The following is an 18,872-nucleotide window of genomic DNA, read 5'->3' as shown; positions in this document are numbered from 1 at the left end:
CGGACACGCTTGGACCTTACTCCGCTTCCGCCAATTTTTCGGTTTCAGCCTGGGCGGCCTGCTCCAGTTCCGCAGCCTTCGCAAAATCCTGCTCAGCGAGGTCAAACTCCTCCATCTGCTCATACACCCAGCCACGCTCCTGGTAGGCCCACGCGTTCTGGGGATCCCGTTCAAGCACATGATTGAGTCTTGAGAGACCTTCCTCAAGACGGCCATCGTTGGTGGCGTTTGCAGCCATGGCAACCTGCCAACTGAGGGACCATGGCGCCCACCAGAGCGGTACAAGCGCCAAAACCACACCTACCGTCAGAGCCGGGACCAGAATGATGCGGGGTCTCCGTACCACCAGACCCTCCGCCACCGCCATCCCGAGAAGCAAGCCACTCACATGCGCTGAGTTCTCCGTTTCAAGCAAGTCCGCTTCGTCTAACACCAGACACACAACCACCCAGACAATGAAAGTCAGCACGGTATCCCTCACCATCACGGGCTGGAACCGCGCGTAGCTCCCTCTTGCCCGCCACATGAACCCAAAGAGGGCGAATAGCACGCCGGAAATCCCAATGCCTGTATCATCTGACATGGCCAGCGTCACCGTGGAGGTGAGCATCGCAGCCACCGCGAAAAACACCAGAAACCTCACCGAGCCCAAGGCAGCCTCCATGGATCGACCGAGCACCCACAACCAATAGAGATTGGGAACCAGATGAAGCAGATCGTAATGAACAAAAACTGAGGTGAAGGTTCCCCACCACTCACCTCCCCAGATCCAGGTCCCTGGCACATAGCCAAAACCGTAGAGGTCATCCCCAGACTCAATCTTTTCCTGAAGATTGATGCCGACAAAGATCACCACGCACGCCAGAAAGAAGGCGGTCGTCACCCAGGTCCGCCACCATGGCCACGCAGGGTATTGCGCGAGCACTTCTACAGCGCTCGAGGCCAGTGCAGGCTCCGTGTATGCCTCCTTTTCCAATTCAGGAGCCCTCCGTGGAAGATGAAGCCGGGGAAAAGCTACCCCCTCGTCAGACCACGTGTGTCCGAGGTCTCAGCACCGCTGAGATTCAGGCCACCCTGCTTGGCATCCGTGAGATTCGCACCATCGAGATCCGCCTCGCTGAAATCAGCCTCGGTAAGATCCGCTCCTACGAAGCTCGCACCGGAGCACTGGGCACCCTCGGCAAAGGCGTGGCTGAGATCCGCGCCATCGAGTTGTGCGCCCTGCAGGCTGGTCTCGCAGAGATTGGCATCGCGCATGTTCGCATTGATGAAGCGCGCGCCATCCGCATCCGTGCCTTCGAGGTTCACTCCACGCAGATCCGCACCGGTCAGATCCGTGCCCACCAGGGTCGCCCGATCTAGGCGCGCATCCGGAAGGATGGCTTTCGCCAGGTTCGCTCCCGTGAGGTCGGTCCCCGTGAGGTCGGCATTCTTTTTGGACAGCTGCTTGCCAGACGCTCCATTGCTGGAGAGCCATTCCGAGTGCGCACGCAGTTCCTGGGGTGTCAGGTCTTGGGACATAAAGGTATGGCCAGTGTTACCCACACCTACGCGGGTCCGTCACGCGATTTTCTCTAAATTTCAACGGGTCGGGGCGCGCAGGGATTGCACGAAGGAGGGTAAAAACGCAAAGCAGCGAAGCAGCAGAGGAGCAAAAGGAAGTCGAATGACCGGAACTAAGGGTAGGCAGTACATCAGGGGCAGCTGTGGGCGAACTTGAAATGCCCTCCCGACCCTTCACCTCCCATGACCCACTCATTCGATGTTCTTTGCTGCTCTGCTGCTGTGCGTTCCAACGAAATCAGCGCACCCACCCCCACGTAAGTCCTCACTTGCGCCGTCACGCTTCTGCTTAACCATGCACGCATGCAGATTTTCATCACCGGCACGGATACGGATGCCGGAAAGACCTACGTGACTTGCCGCCTTCTCGAAGCCTTCAAAGCCAGCGGGCGCGTCGCCGTGGGATGCAAACCCTTCTGCTGCGGCAGCCGTGAAGACGTCGCCAACTTGCGCGCCGCCGGCGCCGATGGCTTCAGCATGGATGAACTCAATCCCTGCTGGATGAAGATCCCTGCATCACCCTACGCCTCCTCACTCATCGAGAACCAGCCCATCGAGCCGGGTGCCGTGCTCGCCGCTTGTGTCTCCCTGCGCTCCCGCTCTGAACACATCCTGGTGGAAGGCGTGGGTGGCTGGGAGGTGCCCATCACGGAGAAGTACACCGCCGCCGACTTCGCCGAACACCTTGGCTGGCCCGTGGTCGTGGTGGTGAACAACAAACTCGGCGCGCTGAACCACACCATCCTCACCGTGCGGAACATCAATGCCCGCGGCCTCACCTGCCCCGGCATCATCCTCAACTACGCCTCCGCCGAACGCGACGCCGCCAGCATCTCCAACAGCATGATCCTCGACCGCATGGGCATCCCCGTCCTCGGCGAACTCATGCATGGCGAAACGGATGCGGCGGAGCTGCTGCGGGCGGTAGAGGCGGCAGTTCCCTGAGTCGATGGGAGGTCTGAAACTGGCGTATCTTCACGCCTCAGATCTCAGTCCTCGTCCTCAAGCCAGAACACTCCCGCAGCGGTGGCCCCAAGGGCCAAGATGCCTCCATCAAAGGTTGCCTCGGTCGCTGGCATCCATCCCCGGTTCGTGCCGCGGCCCCAGTCTCCGTTGGTGAAGAAGCGGCCATCAGCCGGGCATGCATCCAGAAACTCCCGGATGGATAGCGCAACCATGGAGGCATCAAGCCTCGGAAGATTGAAGGACATGTACTCGCCCAGAATGGTGGCCAGCACGATCTCTGCATTGCTACGATCCACTTCCTCCCAACTGGTTCCGATAGGTTTTAATCCCACGGCCATCGCAGCGTCATCCACACTGGCGAAACATCCAGGCACCACTCGCAGGTGCAGCGCCATCGCGATCGGCTTCGACTGATGCAATCGGGAGAGGGCAAACTCAGTACTCATGAGGAAGATGCGTGGAGAAGCGGACCTGTGATATGGATTCGCTCTGGCATGAACTTCACACGCCTCCGTCAGTAGTCATTGTTGAAGAATGCATAGAACAGCGTGTCCGGATTTCCCATGTTGGACTCCGCCGGCGGTTGCAATCCCAGCGAGCGCAGCTGCAGACAGGCCTCCTCCCTCGTCAAAACCTTGATTCCATGCCGTTGCATCACCCCAAGCAGTTCCATTTCCACGTCTGACCAATCAGGCGAAGGCAAGGACTCAATCTCCTCCGGTGCCAGCCAGCCCGATCCTGTCGAGTGGCTCCCCGCATACACCCCCATGGCTCCATAGACAGCGACCGGGTAACTTGTGCACAGGTACAGCAGCAGTCCCGTCCCACGGTACGATATCCGATCCAGACGAATGGAACGTTCGTCCCGTGGAAACACCAGGTATGTAAGGAACGTGCTCCCATAGGCCTCGTCATCCCTCATGAAGCACTCGAACAGGCTCGACCCCTCGAGCTCAGAAAGGCAGGGTCGATAAAACTCACGGCTCGATGTGATATCCATCGCAGGCTTGTCTGTGGAGAGCATGCCTAGCAACGCGTCGAGGGTGGGTGTCATGGGCATGGCTGGCTATTCTGGTTTTAGTTCCGCAGAATGCCAGACAAGAAAGTCCCCGGTACTCCGGATGGACTGTGCAAGCGTACCTTTCCTGCACACACACTCCTCTCTTGACCACCGCCTCCTGACCTCGGACTGTCACACCCCTCAACACGCCAATGTCCTCTCCTTCCACATCCCCCACCCCCGAGTCCCACGGCCATTTCGAAACGGCTGCCATTCATGTTGGGCAAAACTGGAAGGATGAAACGGGTGCGGTCATTCCGCCGGTGTATCTCACCAGCACCTTCGAGTACGGCAACTCCGGCGGCTTCGACTACACGCGCAGTGGCAATCCGAATTTCCGCAACCTCCAGCAAACGCTCGCCGCGCTGGAGGGCTGCAAGCACGCCTGCGTCTTCGCCAGCGGAGTGAGTGCCATCACCGCCGTGGTCTCCACCTTGAAGGCCGGTGACATGGTAGTGTTGGAGGAAAATGTCTATGGATGCACCTACCGCCTCTTTGCCCGGGTGTTTGAGAAGTTCGGCGTAAAGACCGCCTACTTCGACCTAAGCAATCCTGCCAACTACCACCACATCACGGACCTCAAACCCGCGCTGGTGTGGATCGAGTCGCCCACCAATCCACTCCTCAAGGTGCTCGACATCGCCGCCATCTCCGCCGTGGCGAAGGAAGTGAACGCCCCCGTGGTGGTGGACAATACCTTTGCCTCCAGCTACGTGCAGCAGCCCATCGCGCTCGGCGCGACGTTGTCCCTCCTGAGCACCACAAAGTACTCCAACGGTCACTCCGATGCCCTCGGCGGTGCAGTTTGCACGAATGATAACGAGTGGCAGGAGAAGATGATCTTCGCCCAGAAAGCGCTCGGCCTGCAACCCTCCCCCTTCGATGCGTGGCTCACCTCCCGTGGTCTCAAGACCGAGGCGGTACGCATGGAGCGTCACGCGTCCAATGCCCTCGCTTTCGCCGGACGTCTGGAGCGCGTGAAAGGCGTGAAGTGGGTACGCTATCCCTTCCTGCTCTCCCACCCCCAGCATGAGCTGGCCATCGAACAGATGCGCAATGGCAGCGGTATCGTCACTGCCGACCTCGGCCTTTCGCTGGAGCAGACCATGGCCTTCATGGAAGCCTCCCGCTATTTCACCAAGGCCGAGAGCCTCGGCGGCATCGAGAGCCTCATCTGCCACCCCGCCAGCATGACGCATGCGAGCATCCCGCGCGAAGTCCGCGAGGCCGTAGGCATCACCGATGGTGTCGTGCGTTTCTCCGTGGGCATCGAGCACATCGAGGACTTGTGGACGGATGTGGAGCAGGCCCTGCAACGCGCTGGCTGATTGCAGTGCTGCGCGAGCAGTCTCGCGACAACAAATAGGTGCAAGAATCGACCATCTTTGAGACGAATCAAAGATGGGCCTTTTCACGGCTTTCGCTCCCCCGCACCCCCACGTTTTCTAGTGAGACATCGTCGCTTCCGTCTTCTGCCACTTCTGCTGGTCTCTCTCGCCACGACATCCTTGCGTGCCGACATCCTCACCTGGGACGGCGACACTACCGCCGCAAACCTGCAGGACGGAAGCGGCACCTGGAACACCACAGCTCCAGACAGGTGGTTCAATCCTGCAGCGCTTCCAACTCCAGGCTACCAGCCTTGGAACAATGCCACACCGGACAGTGCCATCTTCGGCCAGGGTGGCGCTGGTCCCTACACAGTGACACTCGGTGAAGCCATCACGGTGGAGGACATCACCTTTCAGACAGCGGGATACACCATTGCCGGCGGTGGAAATGCGCTCACGCTGGCGGCGGGCTCCAGCATCACCACCACGGCCAATGCCACGATCAGCGCCTCCCTTGCCGGCACGAATGGTTTCACCAAGGAAGGGACAGGAAATCTCACCCTGGGTGGCGGAGCCGTGGCCAATACCCTTACAGGCACGGTCACCATCAATGCCGGCACGCTCACGATGAGCAAGACGGCGGGCGTCAATGCCATCGCCGGCGACATCACGGTGGCAGGCGGCACCCTGGCATGGAGCGCGAGCAATCAGATCGCGGATACTGCGAGCATCACCGTAAGCGGCGGCTCCCTGACCTTCAATGGCGCCAGCGAAACCTTCGCCAACTACACCCAGACTGGCGGCACGGGCATCCCCAATGGGTCCAACTCCGGCATCGTGACTCTCACTGGCACCCTCGCCATTTCCGGTGGCAGCGGGATGACCCTGAACAGCAATGCCCGGTGGTCTGTGAACAAAGTGGACTTCACCGGATGGTCGGTCACCGGTGACGCGATCCTCTTCGGTGGAAATGGCCTCAACCGTCTGACGTCGCTGACCGTGGGTTCCGGAGGCATGACCCTCACCGGCCAGCAAATCACCCTGAATGTCGCCACCACCACCAATGCCTTGGGTGCCGCACTGATCCTGAACGGCGACCTCAATGCCAGCGGCACCAACCTCATCCGCGCCAGTGGCAATCCCTCCGCCATCCCCGGGGCGGTGACACAAATCGATGTTGGCTCTGTGAATCGGAATTTCAACATCACTGCCGGCACCACCACCATTCAGAACGGCCTCGCCATTGTCGGAACGGGCGGCTTCACCAAGACCGGCGCAGGCACGCTTGCCCTCGATACCACCACGAATGGCAACCTCATCGCGCCCGGCAGCATCACCGTACAGGGAGGCACCCTCCAATGGGTCAAGGGCGGTCAGGTCGCGGACACGGTCGGCATCCTTGTGAATGGCGGCGTGGTGAATTTCAACGGCCAGACCGAAACCATCGCCAGCTTCACGCAAACATCCTCCACCACCGCAGGCAGTGTGACCGGGAATAATGCCTCACTGACCATCTTGGGCGAGTTGAAGATCTCCAGTGGCGCCGGCACCGGCACGGGATTCACCATAAACTCGGGAGCACAGGTCAGCGCCAATACCGTGGATCTGCGCGGCAGCAACTACAACGGCTCGGGAGGTACCTCCAACATCTCTCTTCTCATGGGTGCCAACACCAGCACCGTGCTAACGGTGGGCACGGGCGGGCTGTTGCTCGACGGCCAGTTCATCCAGATGAACGCAGGGTCAGGAGGCAATCGCATTGTGCTCAATGGCGATGTCACAGCCTCCGGCACGAACACTTTTCGCATGAATGCCGCCACCCTGATCGCTGGCGCGTTTCATGAAATCGATCTGGGCGGAGGTATTCGCACTTTCAACATCAACGGCGGCACCACCTCCATCAACAGCACCGGCTCCAATCAGGGCATAGTCATCGTGAATGGCTCGCTCACCAAGACGGGTGCAGGCACACTCACCTTCAACGGCCTCGCATCCAATACCTACACTGGTCTCACCACCATTTCCCAGGGCATCCTCAGCATGGCCAAGACAGCCGGGGTAAACGCCATCGCGGGAGACATTCTCGTGAACGGCGGCACGCTCTCCTGGGGACAAAACAATCAGCTCGCGGATACCACCAACATCACCGTCACCAGCGGCACCATGCTGTTCAACGGTCGAAGCGAAACCTTTGCCAGCTACACCCAGTCTGGCGGCGGCCTCCCTGTCAGCAGCACGGACAACGCGGGCTCCGTGAATATCACGGGCACCATGCGCATCTCCGGCGGAAACATCTACACAGTCAACAGCGGCGGGCAGACCACCGTGGGCAAGGCAGATTTTACTGACTTCACCGGCAATGTCCTGCTGGTGGGTGGCAATTCCAGTTCTGTCGTCACCACCTTCACCGTGGGTTCAGGCGGCCTGTTCCTCAATGGCCAGACCATGACCTTCAACAAGGGCACGGCCGCAGGCAATCAGGGCAGTGCTCTGATACTGAATGGCAACGTCACCGCTTCCAACAACAACACCATCACCCCCAATGGTGATAGCAATGGAGTCTCTCAAATCGACTTGGGAACTCAAGTCCGCACCTTTGACATCACGAGCGGAACGACCACGGTAAACATGAATGTGGTGGGAACAGGGGGCGGCATCAACAAGACTGGTGCAGGCATCCTGGCCTTGAACGCAGTGAATTCCTACACCGGCAAGACCACCGTGAGCCAGGGCACCCTCACGCTCGGTGCCTCTGGCCGCATTGACTCCAGCCCGTGGATTCAGGTGGACTCGGGAGCCACGCTCAATGTCAGCGCCATCTCCGGCGGTTACTCGTACGCCTCCGCAGGCACTGGCGTCATCAGCGGCAGCGGCACCATCCAGGGCAGCCTGAACATCGGCGCGGGCAAGGTGCTCAAGCCCGGCACCACCTCTGATCCCGCGAACATCGCCACCGCTGGCGATGGCGTCGGCACACTCACCGTCACGGGGAATCTCACCTTCAATCCCTCCAGCCTCTCCACCGTGGCGGAGTTCAAAATCCAGAGCCCCTCTTCCTCCGACAAGATCGACATCGGTGGCTCCCTCTCGCTGGATGCGAACAGCAACATCGTCGTGACCTTTGACAACGCGAATCCCTTCACGCTTGGTGCGGGTCAAAGCTGGACTCTCATCGACTGGGTCGGTGCTCTGAATGCCGCGGGCTTCAACCCCGGCGACAACAACCGCACCGGCAACAATTTGGATGGCAATGAAGGCAATCTCGATCTCCCCGAACTCTCCGCCGGCCTCTTCTGGCAGGTGGAAAACTTCACCGGCTCCAGCTCGCTCACGGTCAGCATCGTGCCGGAACCCGGAAAGGCATTGCTGTTCGTATTTGGCATGGTCGGCATGCTCTTCCGCCGGAAGCGGCAGTAGCAAACGGCCGCTGTCGGAGTGAAACGCAAAGCAGCAAAGAGGTGAGATATGACGAGCCACGTACGCTCTGGAGGATGGTCCCACCGGCGCCCATGCGTGTGACCTGACCCTCCCTTTGCTCCCATCATCTTTGCTGCTTCGCTGCTTTGCGTTTCACCTGAGCATGCGCTACTAACCCCGTCCCGTGAGCACACGCAATCTCCTGACCGATCCCCTCTGCAAGCCCGAAGACCTCGGCTCTGCCGTACCACCCACACCGTACGGCATCTCGGTGTGCCTGCCTCTCTGGGAGCACGTTATCGGCTACGAGGAAGGCGACCAGCGGGTGGTGGAGAAATTCAAGAGCGGCTACCCCCGATTCTTCGTGCCACCGGCCATCGCCGCAGTCTTCACCGCCGCGGAGAAGGAGCATGCCAAACCCGGTGAGCGCGCCCTCGTCTTCCCGCGCCTCGTGCATGCGGAGCGTTGTGCGGAGTTCATCGAAAAGAACAACGCCGGTCCCGCACGTGTGGCAGAGTTCGGCAAGGAGTCCTTCGGCGTCACTCTCTTCCCCGAGGCCTCTTACAAGACCGCACGCCTCTTCTGGCGCTTCTGCGGTGAGGTGCTCAGCATCCGCCAGAGCGAAGCCGCCCTCGGTACCGCGCACAACGAATACACCGAGAAGGAAGGTCACATCGCCACGGAACTCATCAAGCAGCGCCTCGCGGACATCACGGGCCAGAACAAGGAGGACGTCTTCCTCTTCCCCTCCGGCATGGCGGCGAACTACGCCGTGCACCGCATGCTCTCCACCATCCTGCCAAATCGCAAGACCGTGCAGCTCGACTTCCCCTATGTGGATGTGTTGAAGCTGCAGGAGCGCTTTGGCGCCGGGGCGCATTTCCTCCCGTTCGCGGACGATGGAGACTACGAGAAACTTCGCGCCATCATCAAGAGCGAGCCGCTCGCCGGCATCTTCGCCGAACTGCCCAGCAATCCCCTGCTGAAATGCGTGGACCTCCGCAAGGTCACCGAGATGCTCTTCCTCGAAGAGAAGGACGTGCCCATCATCGTGGATGACACCGTGGGCTCCAATGTGAACGTGGACGCCTTCCTCATTGCGGACATCGTCACCACCAGCCTGACCAAGTCCTTCTCCGGCGTGGGGGATGTGCTTGCAGGCAGCGTGATCATCAACAGCGAATCCCCCTGGCACGACGAGTTTGCCGCCTTCCTCCGTGCGCACGCCGACCACGAACTGTGGCGCGGCGATGCCGTGGCACTGGAGCAGAACTCCCGCGACTACGTGGAGCGCATGAAGACGGTCAGCAAGAACAGCGTGGCCCTCTACGAATTCCTCGCCGAGCATCCCTCCGTGGAAAAGGTGTATCACTCCATCGCAGATGATAGTGGATTGTATGATCACTTGCAGAAGGTGGACGGCGGCCACGGCTGCCTGCTTTCCTTCGTGCTGAAGGATCGCGACAGCACCCAGCGTGTGTACGACGCCATGCAGTTCAGCAAAGGCCCCAGCCTCGGCACGAACTTCACCCTCGTGTGCCCCTACACCCTCCTCGCCCACTACGACGAACTCGACTGGGCCGCCCGCTGCGGCGTGGACCGCTTCCTCATCCGCGTCTCCGTGGGACTCGAGCCCACAGAACTCATCATCGAGCGCATGAAGCAGGCGCTGGAGGTATAGGCCTCCAGAAAAGACCCTCCATCTCGCGGCTCCAAGGGTTTGAGAATACCTTCTCACCTCCTTGGGGTGCTTTGCGTCGTGGAGTGCGTGTGGCAAGCGCTCAAGCGCGACACCGCTTTCGAACGGAGCGGGCTGACATCACGTACCCCATCAGCTCGGCAGGAACAAATCCCGGCCATCGGATCAGTCTCCGAAGTTCCACTGCGTCTCTGTGTCTCTGTGTTGAATCCAGTGCACCCCGCCACACCCAGCACCCTCTTCCCGACCCAAGCGCAAACTCTCGCCATTTCCCCACACTCCATGTAACCTTCCCCCCGCCCCACGCGTCTCAGGTGGCATCTCACCCATGAAGCCCCTCCGCCTTCTCCCCGTCCTGCTTGCCAGCACGCTCGCCATCCCTGCATCGCTCCGTGCAGACGATCCGCTGGCCAATCAGTTCAAGGCCTTCGACAAAGACGGCGACGGACGTGTCAGCATGGCGGAACTGGAAGAGAAGCCCATGCTCAAGAAGCTGGACCAGGACGGTGATGGCTTCGTGACCTTGGAAGAAACCCGCTCCGGCATGGCCCGCCTCCGCGGCGCCGTCGCGAATCGCATCAAGAACGGCAAAGACGAGCAGGGCACCGTGCCACTCGAAGTCCTCTTCGGACAGGTGGATGCGAACGACGACGGCAAGATCAACAAAGAAGAACTGCCCAACCCAGAGTGGTTCAACAAACTCGATGGCAACAAGGACGGCATCGTGGTGCTCGACGAAGCCCGCACCGTGCTCGGCAGCCAGGTCTCCCGCAAGTACCTGCCCCGCCCTGAAAACTCCGCGCCCATCGCGAAGCCCGACGAAAAATCCCTGAAGGAACAACCCCAGCAACTTAAGGGCTCAGACCATGGCATCGGCCATCTGGTGGCAGACATCACCTTGAAGGATCTCTCCGGCAAGGATGTCACCCTTTCCCAACTCAAGGCAAAGAACGGCCTCATCATCGCTCTCTTCAGTGCCACCTGTCCCATTAGCAACAAGCTCGGTGCGGAGTACGCCCGCCTCGCCAAGGAATGCAGCGAGCGCGACATCGCCTTCGTCCTCCTCAATGCCGTGCCTTCCGACAAAACGGAAGACCTGCAGAAATTCACCAAGGATCATCAGATCACCGCCGCCGTGTTGAATGATCCCCAGTCCACTCTGCTGCGCACCCTCTCGGCCACGACCACCACGGAAGTATTCCTCATCGATGCCGCTCGAACACTGAAGTATCGCGGTGCCGTGCATGACCAGTATGGGCTGGGCTACAGCAAGGATGCTCCCACGAAAGAGTACCTCCGCATGGCGATGAATGACCTTGTCAAAGGGCAGCCCATCTCCATCGCCGCTACCACCGCACCCGGCTGCGCGCTGGATCTTCCCGCCAATGACAAGCTGGCCACCGCCAATACGAACGTCACCTACCACAATCAAGTCTCCCGCATCCTGCAGAATCACTGCGTGGAGTGCCACCGCGCCGATGGCGTCGGCCCCTTCCCGCTCGAAACCCTCGCTGACGTCATCGACAACGCCGGCATGATTCGCAAGCAGGTGGAACGTGGCACCATGCCTCCGTGGTTTGCAGCGAAGAGCGATGCTTCCAACGAGAGCCCGTGGGCCAACGATTGCTCTCTCTCCACACGCGACAAGACTGACCTGCTCTCTTGGCTCACCAGCAGTGACCGTCCCGCCGGCGATCCGAAGGAGGCTCCTCTGCCCCGCCAGTTCTCCGGTGAGTGGACCATCGGAAAACCCGACGTCGTCTTTGCGCTGCCCAAGCCTTTTGCCATCAAAGCGGAAGGCACCATGCCCTATCAAAAGGCCACCATCACCACTTCCTTCCCCGAGGACCGCTGGGTACAAGCCTACGAAATCATTCCCACCGCACCGCAGGTCGTGCATCACGTGATTGTCCGTGTGCATGAGAAGGGCTCAAAGATCTCAGACCGCGATGAAGGCAGCGATGGCTACTGGGCCGCCTATGTTCCCGGGAATACGCATCGCATCCTGCCGCCTGCCCACGCGAAGCGCCTGCCTGCCGGCTCCACCATCAGCTTCCAGATCCACTACACGCCGAATGGCACGACCGTGGAGGATCAGCTGAAGATCGGCATGATCTTCTCCAAAGAACCACCCGAGTACGAAGTGAAAGTGGCCGCCGTGTCCCACCCCCGCATCCGCATCCCTGCTGGTGCCTCCGATCACGTTGAAGTGCGCAATCAAGGCGTGCCCACCGACATGCTCTTCAGCGCCTACATGGCCCACATGCATGTGCGAGGCAAAGCCTTCAAATACGAAGTCACCTACCCGGACGGCAAGACCGAGACCCTGCTCGACATTCCCCGCTATGACTTCAACTGGCAGCTCGCCTATGACTACAAGCAGCCCAAGTTTGTCCCTCGCGGCAGCGTCGTGAAGATCACCGCCGTGTACGACAACAGCACGAACAATCCCGCCAATCCCGACCCCACCAAGGAAGTCCGTTGGGGTGCCCAGACTTATGATGAGATGATGATCGGCTACGTGGAGCACTTCGTGCCACTGCCGAAGGCGAAGGTGGCGGTGAAGTAGCCCTGGTGGTCCCATCAAAGTGGTCCGACACACTCCGTGTGCGGTCAGGCCGCGTCGCACACCCCGACGCGACGACTCCCCCAGCATTTCACACCACTCACCAACAAACTTGGACTGCTGGAGCTTGCTCCAGCTTTCCGCAGGCAGCTTGCTGCCGTGAAGCCAGCGCTGAGTCAGTCATCCTCCAGTGCGGGTGCACCATCAATGTAACTTCACGCAGAGCAAGCTCTGCTCCCAAAAGCTGGAGCAAGCTCCAGCACTCCAAGAAGCTCTCTCGCCACTCAACGAAACAAACGACATCACACGCCATAGCGCGCTGCGCCAGTCCCAAGGACCGGGAACGCCTCATTCCCGAAAGTGTGGCAAAACCTCCCGACGTCCTTTCTTCGGTAACATGTCGCACCCGCCAAGGAGTGGGGGCATTCCTGCCCCCATTTCGGTCTGTAGCACACCTTCTCCAACAAAGGCGATAGTACCTTCAGACTAGGCAACGCGTCGGAGAACACTCAACGCCAAATCGGCATGCAACACCAATTGGGGCAGGAATGCCCCCACTCCTTGACAGCATGCAACGCTCTCACCTCATATGAGAGCCGAGCCATCCTGACACATGCCATCCGCACACGGAGTGTGCGGACCACCATCACGCTCGGCACCTCCTCACCTCGCCGCCGTCTTCACCTCTCCACTGGCCGCCACAGGCTCCACCGCCGCCAGCCGTACCTCAGTCCCACTCGCCAGCGAGTCCGGCGGATTCAGCACCACGCGGTCTCCCGTCTCCACACCACCGAGGATTTCCACATTAGGACCGAAGTCGCGGCCAATCTTCAGCGTGCGCATCTGCACCTTGTTCTGTGCATCCACCACTCCCACCTGGATGCCTTCCGCACGGAAGAGCAGGGTGTTCGCAGGCAGCGTCAGCAGCGCATCCGGCTGATTCTGCGCCAGGCGCACACGGGCATAGCTGCCGGCAAGGATCTCGCCCTTCTCGTTATCAATCTCCAACTCGGTCAGCAGTGTACGCGAAGCGGTATCCATGGCACCTGCAGTGCGGATGATCTTCGCAATGAAAGTCTCACCCAAAATCTCAGGCACCACCACTTCCGCGCATTGGCCAATCCGCACGCCACGCGCCTGGGTCTGCGGCACGCGGATGTAGGCACGCAGCTTGTTCGTTTTCGCGAGACGGAAGAGTTCATGGCTGCTGCCCGCACTCACGAGTTGGCCCACGTCCACTTCACGAGAGGTGATCGTGCCATCGAACGGAGCCGTGATCCTCGAGAACGAAGTGAGTTGTTCCAGCCGCTGCACCCGCGCCTTTTCCGCCTCCATCGCGGCAGTCTTCAGCGCGGCATCGGCACGCTTTTCCTCCACTTCCTGCGCGCTCACGGACTTGGTGCCGGCGAGTTCTTCCCAACGTTTCGCGGTGGATTCCGCAAGGCCCAGTGCCGCCTCCGCCTGGCGCAGCGTGGCGCGACCTTCCGCGAGTTCGCGATCAATCTCAGGCGTTTCCAGCTCTGCGAGCAGCTCGCCTTCCTTCACCTTCGCGCCGAGATCCACATACCACTTCCGCACATAGCCGCTGGCACGCGCATACACCGGGGTCTCGATGATCGGCTTGAGCTCCGCAGAGAGCGTCACCTGCTCTGGCGGCTTTCCGGGGGTGGGATTCACGGTGGCAAAGGTACGCAGCGAGAGTTGCTTGGATTCCTCCTCGACGGCCTTGCGTTGGGCGATGCGCGGAGACATGCCCGCATACACACCCGCACCAAGGAGCACGAGCACGCCAACAAGATAGAGGCTCAGGCGGGGCTTCCGCTGCTGGTCTGGCAAAAGTTCTTCGGTGGGCGGGCTCTGACTGCTCGGCTCCGAAGGTGTGGGATTGGAAGGTTGCTCGGACATGGAATGAAAGGTGGGGTTTTAAAGGGAAAAAAATCGATACGTTAAGCCGTCGCAGTCTGAGCAGGCAGCTCGCTGATCTCATCGTCTTCTTCACGAAGCAGAGGATCCATCACCTGCTCGCGACGACGGTGCAGCAGGGCAAACACCGCAGGCACAAAGAAGAGCGTGGCAAACGTGGCAACCGTCAGACCACCAATCACCGCGCGGGCGAGTGGCGCATTCTGCTCGCCACCTTCACCCACGCCCAGACTCATGGGCACCATGCCGATGATCATCGCCAGCGCGGTCATGAGCACCGCCCGGATGCGCGTGCTGCCTGCATTGAACGCAGCCTTCAGCGGCGAGGCGCCTTGTCGCACCTCATCTCGCGCGAAGCTCACAATGAGCACCGAGTTCGCCGTGGCCACACCCAGACTCATGATGGCGCCCATCAGCGCCGGCACACTCAGCGTGGTCTGTGTGAGGAAGAGCCCCCACACCACGCCCGTGATGGCGCCAAGCAACGCAGTGATGATGATGAACGGATCCGTCCAGCTTTGGAAATTCACCACGAGGAGCATGTAAATCAGCACGACGGCCATCACGAGACCAGCAGCAAGTCCCTGGAAGCTGCTCTGCATCGTCTCCGCCTGACCACGCACCACGATGAAGCTGCCGCGCGGAAGCTCATGCTCCACTTCCTTCACCAGCTTCTGCACATCGCGCACCACGCCACCGAGATCGCGACCGCTCACACCTCCAAAGATGTCGATCACCGGCTGCACGTTGTAGTGGGAGATCACGCCCGGTCCCTGGCCTCGCTGTAGCGTCGCGAGATTCGAGAGGAGCTGCCCATCACCCTCACCTGCCTGGCTGCGACTCACCGGGATGGCTTCGAGATTCGCCAGCGAACTCATCTCATGCTCCGGCGTGCGGGCATTGATGAGGTACTGGATGCCGTTGTTTGGGTTCAACCAATACAGTGGCTGCACCTGTCCACTGCCGCTCAGGCTGAGCAGCACGGAGTTCGCCACGTCGCGCTCGGTAAGTCCAATCTCCTGTGCCTTGTCGCGATCCACATTCACCGTGAACTGCGGCTGATCTGCGGCCTGCTGCACGCGCACGTCGACCGCACCGGGAATGGCGCGAATCTTTTCCGCGAGCCTTGCCGCGACCGCACGGTTGCCTGCTTGATCGCGCCCATAGATCTGCACGTCAAACGGCGCAGGCAGACCGAAGTTCAGTGTCTGGCTCACGATGTCCGCAGGCAGGAAATAGAATGTAGTGCCGGGGAATTCCTGATTCAGCCGCAGGCGCAAGCGACGGATGTGCTCCTCTGTCGGACTGTGTCCATGCTTCAGCGATACCAGCACATCGGCATCGCCCGTGCCGTACAGACCATTGTTGGAATAGGAAAGACTGATGCCCGAGTTCGGGATGCCAATGTTGTCCAGGATGCCCGCGAGTTCCTCTTCAGGAATCTCCTTGCGGATCACCTCCTCCACCTTGTCCACGAGACGCGCCGTCTCCTCGATGCGCGTACCGCTGCGAGCCCGCAGGTGCAGCTTGATCTGACCTGCATCCACCGTGGGGAAGAAGTCCTGACCGAGCTGCGGCACCAGGGCCAGGGAGCCGCCACACAGCAGGATGAAGATGAGCACGAACGCCACACGCTTCTGCAACACCGCAGCGAGCAGGCGCTGGTAGCCAGCGCGGAACTTCGTGAAGCCGCGCTCAAACGCCTGGTAGAATGCCACAAACGGCCGCTGCCAGAGAGGCACCTTCTTCGCCACATGAGCAGCGCCTTCCTCATGATGCGGCACGTTCTTGTAGAGGAACATGATGAGCGTAGGCACCAGCGTACGGGAGATGAAGTAGCTCGCCATCATCGCAAACACCACCGCCTCGGCGAGCGGCACGAAGAGATACCGCGCCACCCCCGTGAGGAAAAACATCGGCACGAACACGATGCAGATACACAGCGTGGACACGAACGCAGGTAGCGCGATTTCCTTGGAGCCATCGAGGATGGCCTGGATAAAGGGTTTCCCCATGCTCATGTGCCGGTGCACGTTCTCAATCTCCACCGTGGCATCATCCACCAGGATGCCCACGGCGAGCGCAAGCCCACCCAGCGTCATCAGGTTGATGGTCTCACCCAGCGCACTCAGCACCGCGATGGAGCACAGCACCGAAAGCGGGATCGAAATCGCGATAATCAAAGTACTCCTCCACGACCCCAGGAAGAGCAGAATCATCAACGCCGTGAGCGCCGCCGCGATGATGCCCTCATGCACCACGCCACTCACCGCCGCTTTTACGAAAACAGACTGGTCCGCGAACTCCTCCACCTTCAACTCTGGCGGCAAGCCGCTCATGATTTTCGGCAGCTGGGCCTTTACGCCGTCTACGACGTCCAGAGTGGAAGCCATGCCGCTCTTCATGACCGTGAGCAGCACGCCGCGCACGCCATCCTTGCGCACGATGTTCTGCTGCGGCTGGTAGCCATCGCGCACCTGGGCCACATCCTTCACATAGATGGTGGCGCCATTCACGGTCTTCACCGGGAGGTTGTTCAGCTCCTCCAGCATGCGCGGGCTGCTGTTCACACCCACGTTGTATTCCGTCTCCTGGATCTTCGCGGTGCCACCCGGCAGGATGAGGTTCTGCGCATCCATGGCGTTCACCACATCGCGTGCGGTGAGGTTCTTCGCCTTCAGCGCTGTGAGGTCCAGGTCCACGGAGACCACGCGCGTCTTGCCGCCATACGGCCACGGAAGCTGCGCCCCCTGCGTGCTGGAGAGGCCCACGCGCACCTGTGTCTGCGCTGTGTCATAGATCGCCTGCTCGGACATCTTGTCGCTCGTGAAAGCGTACTGCAGGATGGGCACCGTGGAGGCATTGTAACGGATCACCAACGGTGGCGTCTGACCAGGGGGCATTTGGCGAAGAATGGTCTGCGCCACCGCGGTGAGCTGTGCGACGCCCGCATCCACGGAGGCGCCGGGGCGGAGGAACACCTTGATGATGCCCACGCCATTGTAGGAATTCGATTCGATGTGCTCGATGTCATTCACCGTCGCACTGAGGGAGCGCTCATGATTGTAGATGATGCGCTGCTCCACCTCCTGGGGACTCAGCCCCTGGTACTGCCAGATGACCGAGATCACCGGGATGTTGATGGACGGGAAGATGTCCGTCGGCGTCCGCATCAGCATGAACGGCGTCATGAGCAGCAGCACCAGCGCCGCAACGATGAAAGTGTAGGGGCGGCGAAGCGCGAGGCGGACAATCCACATGGCAGTGATTCCTTTTCGGGAAGTACGGATGGCTGCCATGAATGGCGCAAAATGCCCAATACAAGATTGCTCCCGCACTGATATATGGAATGTATTAATCCAACCTGATTACCGAATCGTATGGAACTACGCCATTTGCGCTATTTCACCGCGGTGGCGGACACGTTGAACTTCCACCGTGCCGCCGAGATCCTGCACCTCGCCCAGCCTGCGCTGAGTTCGCAGATCAAATCCCTTGAGGATGAACTGGGCGTGCAGCTCTTTCACCGCACCACCCGCTCCGTGTCGCTCACGCATGCCGGTCGCGTGTTTCTTGCGGAGGCGCGCACCGTGCTGGCGTCGGCCACTCAGGCGGAAAATCGCGCACGAAATGCCCAGCACGGCCTCGTGGGTCACTTGCGCGTGGGCGTGCTCGCTCCGGCAGCCAATGCCTGGCTCGCACGCATCTTGCGTGGCTTCCATCAGACCTATCCCGGGGTGCAGCTCTCCCTCTTCGATCTCACCAGCCCGGATCAGATCACCCGCCTGCGCAGTGGCGAGCTGGATGTGGGCCTGCTGCGCCCCCCGGTGGGCTATGCCGACTTCGAGTCCATGCTGGTGGACGAATCCGGCCAGGTCCTCGCCATGCCAGCCGGGCATCGCCTTGCCAAGCTGAAGACACTCAGGTGGCAGGACTTTGATGGCGAAGGGCTCGTCATGATGGATCCCCGGGTCCAGCACGGCTACTACGACACCTTCCTCGCAGCGTGCGCGAAAGCGGGCGCAGCGCCCCGTCCGGTGCAGTATGCCCATGATATCCAGATCAAGATGTGGCTCATCTCCGCCGGATTCGGCATTGCCCCCGTCACCGATACCCTGCGCCAGGTGAAGCGTCCGGGCCTCGTCTTCCGGGCGTTGCCTTCGACTCTCCCGAGGGTGCCCACCGTGCTCGTCTGGAGGAAGAAGGACGACTCGCCCGTGCTCGCAAACTTCCGCGCCGCCTTCAAGGAGCTGCAGCGGTAGCGCCTGCCACCGTGTTTGTTGCACGTAACTGCCTGCAACCTTCACACGTCACCACGGTTGAATGATGCATCACCCGCTCACCCTT

12 protein-coding genes are annotated in these 18,872 nt (G+C 60.6%); 6 read left to right on the top strand and 6 right to left on the bottom strand.

All coding sequences use genetic code 11. The features are described from left to right. Nucleotides 1–16 precede the first annotated feature (16 nt). Both DES53_RS21200 and DES53_RS21195 read right to left on the bottom strand, forming a co-directional pair. Nucleotides 17–976 (bottom strand): rhomboid family intramembrane serine protease, encoded by a 960-nt coding sequence (locus DES53_RS21200; protein ID WP_113960318.1) that lies wholly within the window; start codon nucleotides 974–976, stop codon nucleotides 17–19. Nucleotides 977–1,014: 38 nt separating this feature from the next. Then, nucleotides 1,015–1,521 (bottom strand): pentapeptide repeat-containing protein, encoded by a 507-nt coding sequence (locus DES53_RS21195; RefSeq protein ID WP_113960317.1) that lies wholly within the window; start codon nucleotides 1,519–1,521, stop codon nucleotides 1,015–1,017. 345 nt (nucleotides 1,522–1,866) lie between these two features. Between DES53_RS21195 and bioD the strand changes: the two genes are divergently transcribed. Next, nucleotides 1,867–2,508 carry a dethiobiotin synthase gene (bioD, locus tag DES53_RS21190; protein WP_245958225.1) on the top strand — a complete coding sequence of 214 codons (642 nt, stop codon included), beginning with the start codon at nucleotides 1,867–1,869 and terminating at the stop codon, nucleotides 2,506–2,508. A 44-nt stretch (nucleotides 2,509–2,552) separates the two neighbouring features. Here the strand turns inward: bioD and DES53_RS21185 are convergent, their stop codons facing one another. Both DES53_RS21185 and DES53_RS21180 read right to left on the bottom strand, forming a co-directional pair. Continuing rightward, nucleotides 2,553–2,975 (bottom strand): hypothetical protein, encoded by a 423-nt coding sequence (locus DES53_RS21185; protein WP_113960316.1) that lies wholly within the window; start codon nucleotides 2,973–2,975, stop codon nucleotides 2,553–2,555. Nucleotides 2,976–3,043: 68 nt separating this feature from the next. Beyond that, nucleotides 3,044–3,583: a hypothetical protein gene (locus DES53_RS21180; protein WP_147263529.1), complete on the bottom strand. Its 540-nt coding sequence runs from the start codon at nucleotides 3,581–3,583 to the stop codon at nucleotides 3,044–3,046. A 158-nt stretch (nucleotides 3,584–3,741) separates the two neighbouring features. On the opposite strand from DES53_RS21180, the gene DES53_RS21175 reads away from it, so the two are divergent. The 4 genes from DES53_RS21175 (at nucleotide 3,742) to DES53_RS21160 (ending at nucleotide 12,605) form a co-directional block, all read left to right on the top strand. Then, on the top strand, nucleotides 3,742–4,917 hold the full coding sequence (locus DES53_RS21175; RefSeq protein ID WP_113960314.1) for a trans-sulfuration enzyme family protein: 1,176 nt from the start codon (nucleotides 3,742–3,744) through the stop codon (nucleotides 4,915–4,917). 180 nt (nucleotides 4,918–5,097) lie between these two features. Continuing rightward, entirely contained in the window at nucleotides 5,098–8,337 is a 3,240-nt protein-coding gene (locus tag DES53_RS21170; protein WP_170157278.1) for a beta strand repeat-containing protein, read from the top strand. A gap of 184 nt (nucleotides 8,338–8,521) precedes the next feature. After that, nucleotides 8,522–10,018, top strand: coding sequence for a PLP-dependent transferase (locus tag DES53_RS21165; protein ID WP_113960312.1), 1,497 nt, complete (start codon nucleotides 8,522–8,524; stop codon nucleotides 10,016–10,018). 346 nt (nucleotides 10,019–10,364) lie between these two features. Next, a complete protein-coding gene (locus DES53_RS21160) occupies nucleotides 10,365–12,605 on the top strand; it encodes a redoxin domain-containing protein (RefSeq protein ID WP_113960311.1) in 2,241 nt (746 codons plus the stop codon). Nucleotides 12,606–13,265: 660 nt separating this feature from the next. Here the strand turns inward: DES53_RS21160 and DES53_RS21155 are convergent. Continuing rightward, on the bottom strand, nucleotides 13,266–14,507 hold the full coding sequence (locus tag DES53_RS21155) for an efflux RND transporter periplasmic adaptor subunit (RefSeq protein WP_113960310.1): 1,242 nt from the start codon (nucleotides 14,505–14,507) through the stop codon (nucleotides 13,266–13,268). A 41-nt stretch (nucleotides 14,508–14,548) separates the two neighbouring features. Continuing rightward, a complete protein-coding gene (locus tag DES53_RS21150; RefSeq protein ID WP_113960309.1) occupies nucleotides 14,549–17,785 on the bottom strand; it encodes an efflux RND transporter permease subunit in 3,237 nt (1,078 codons plus the stop codon). Between the two features lie 120 nt (nucleotides 17,786–17,905). On the opposite strand from DES53_RS21150, the gene DES53_RS21145 reads away from it, so the two are divergent. Then, nucleotides 17,906–18,787: a LysR family transcriptional regulator gene (locus tag DES53_RS21145; protein ID WP_113960308.1), complete on the top strand. Its 882-nt coding sequence runs from the start codon at nucleotides 17,906–17,908 to the stop codon at nucleotides 18,785–18,787. The last annotated feature ends 85 nt before the right edge of the window (nucleotides 18,788–18,872 follow it).

Origin of the sequence: Roseimicrobium gellanilyticum (assembly GCF_003315205.1) — a bacterium.
In the GTDB taxonomy this organism is placed as follows: domain Bacteria; phylum Verrucomicrobiota; class Verrucomicrobiia; order Verrucomicrobiales; family Verrucomicrobiaceae; genus Roseimicrobium; species Roseimicrobium gellanilyticum.
This window is presented reverse-complemented; position numbering and strand designations above follow the sequence as displayed.

Bases quoted from the DNA above. Each gene is read 5' to 3' on its own strand.
- DES53_RS21145 (WP_113960308.1), top strand. From the start codon at position 17,906: ATGGAACTACGCCATTTGCGCTATTTCACCGCGGTGGCGGACACGTTG.
- DES53_RS21185 (WP_113960316.1), bottom strand. From the start codon at position 2,975: ATGAGTACTGAGTTTGCCCTCTCCCGATTGCATCAGTCGAAGCCGATC.
- DES53_RS21180 (WP_147263529.1), bottom strand. From the start codon at position 3,583: ATGACACCCACCCTCGACGCGTTGCTAGGCATGCTCTCCACAGACAAG.
- DES53_RS21195 (WP_113960317.1), bottom strand. From the start codon at position 1,521: ATGTCCCAAGACCTGACACCCCAGGAACTGCGTGCGCACTCGGAATGG.
- DES53_RS21160 (WP_113960311.1), top strand. From the start codon at position 10,365: ATGAAGCCCCTCCGCCTTCTCCCCGTCCTGCTTGCCAGCACGCTCGCC.
- DES53_RS21150 (WP_113960309.1), bottom strand. From the start codon at position 17,785: ATGTGGATTGTCCGCCTCGCGCTTCGCCGCCCCTACACTTTCATCGTT.
- DES53_RS21155 (WP_113960310.1), bottom strand. From the start codon at position 14,507: ATGTCCGAGCAACCTTCCAATCCCACACCTTCGGAGCCGAGCAGTCAG.
- DES53_RS21175 (WP_113960314.1), top strand. From the start codon at position 3,742: ATGTCCTCTCCTTCCACATCCCCCACCCCCGAGTCCCACGGCCATTTC.
- bioD (WP_245958225.1), top strand. From the start codon at position 1,867: ATGCAGATTTTCATCACCGGCACGGATACGGATGCCGGAAAGACCTAC.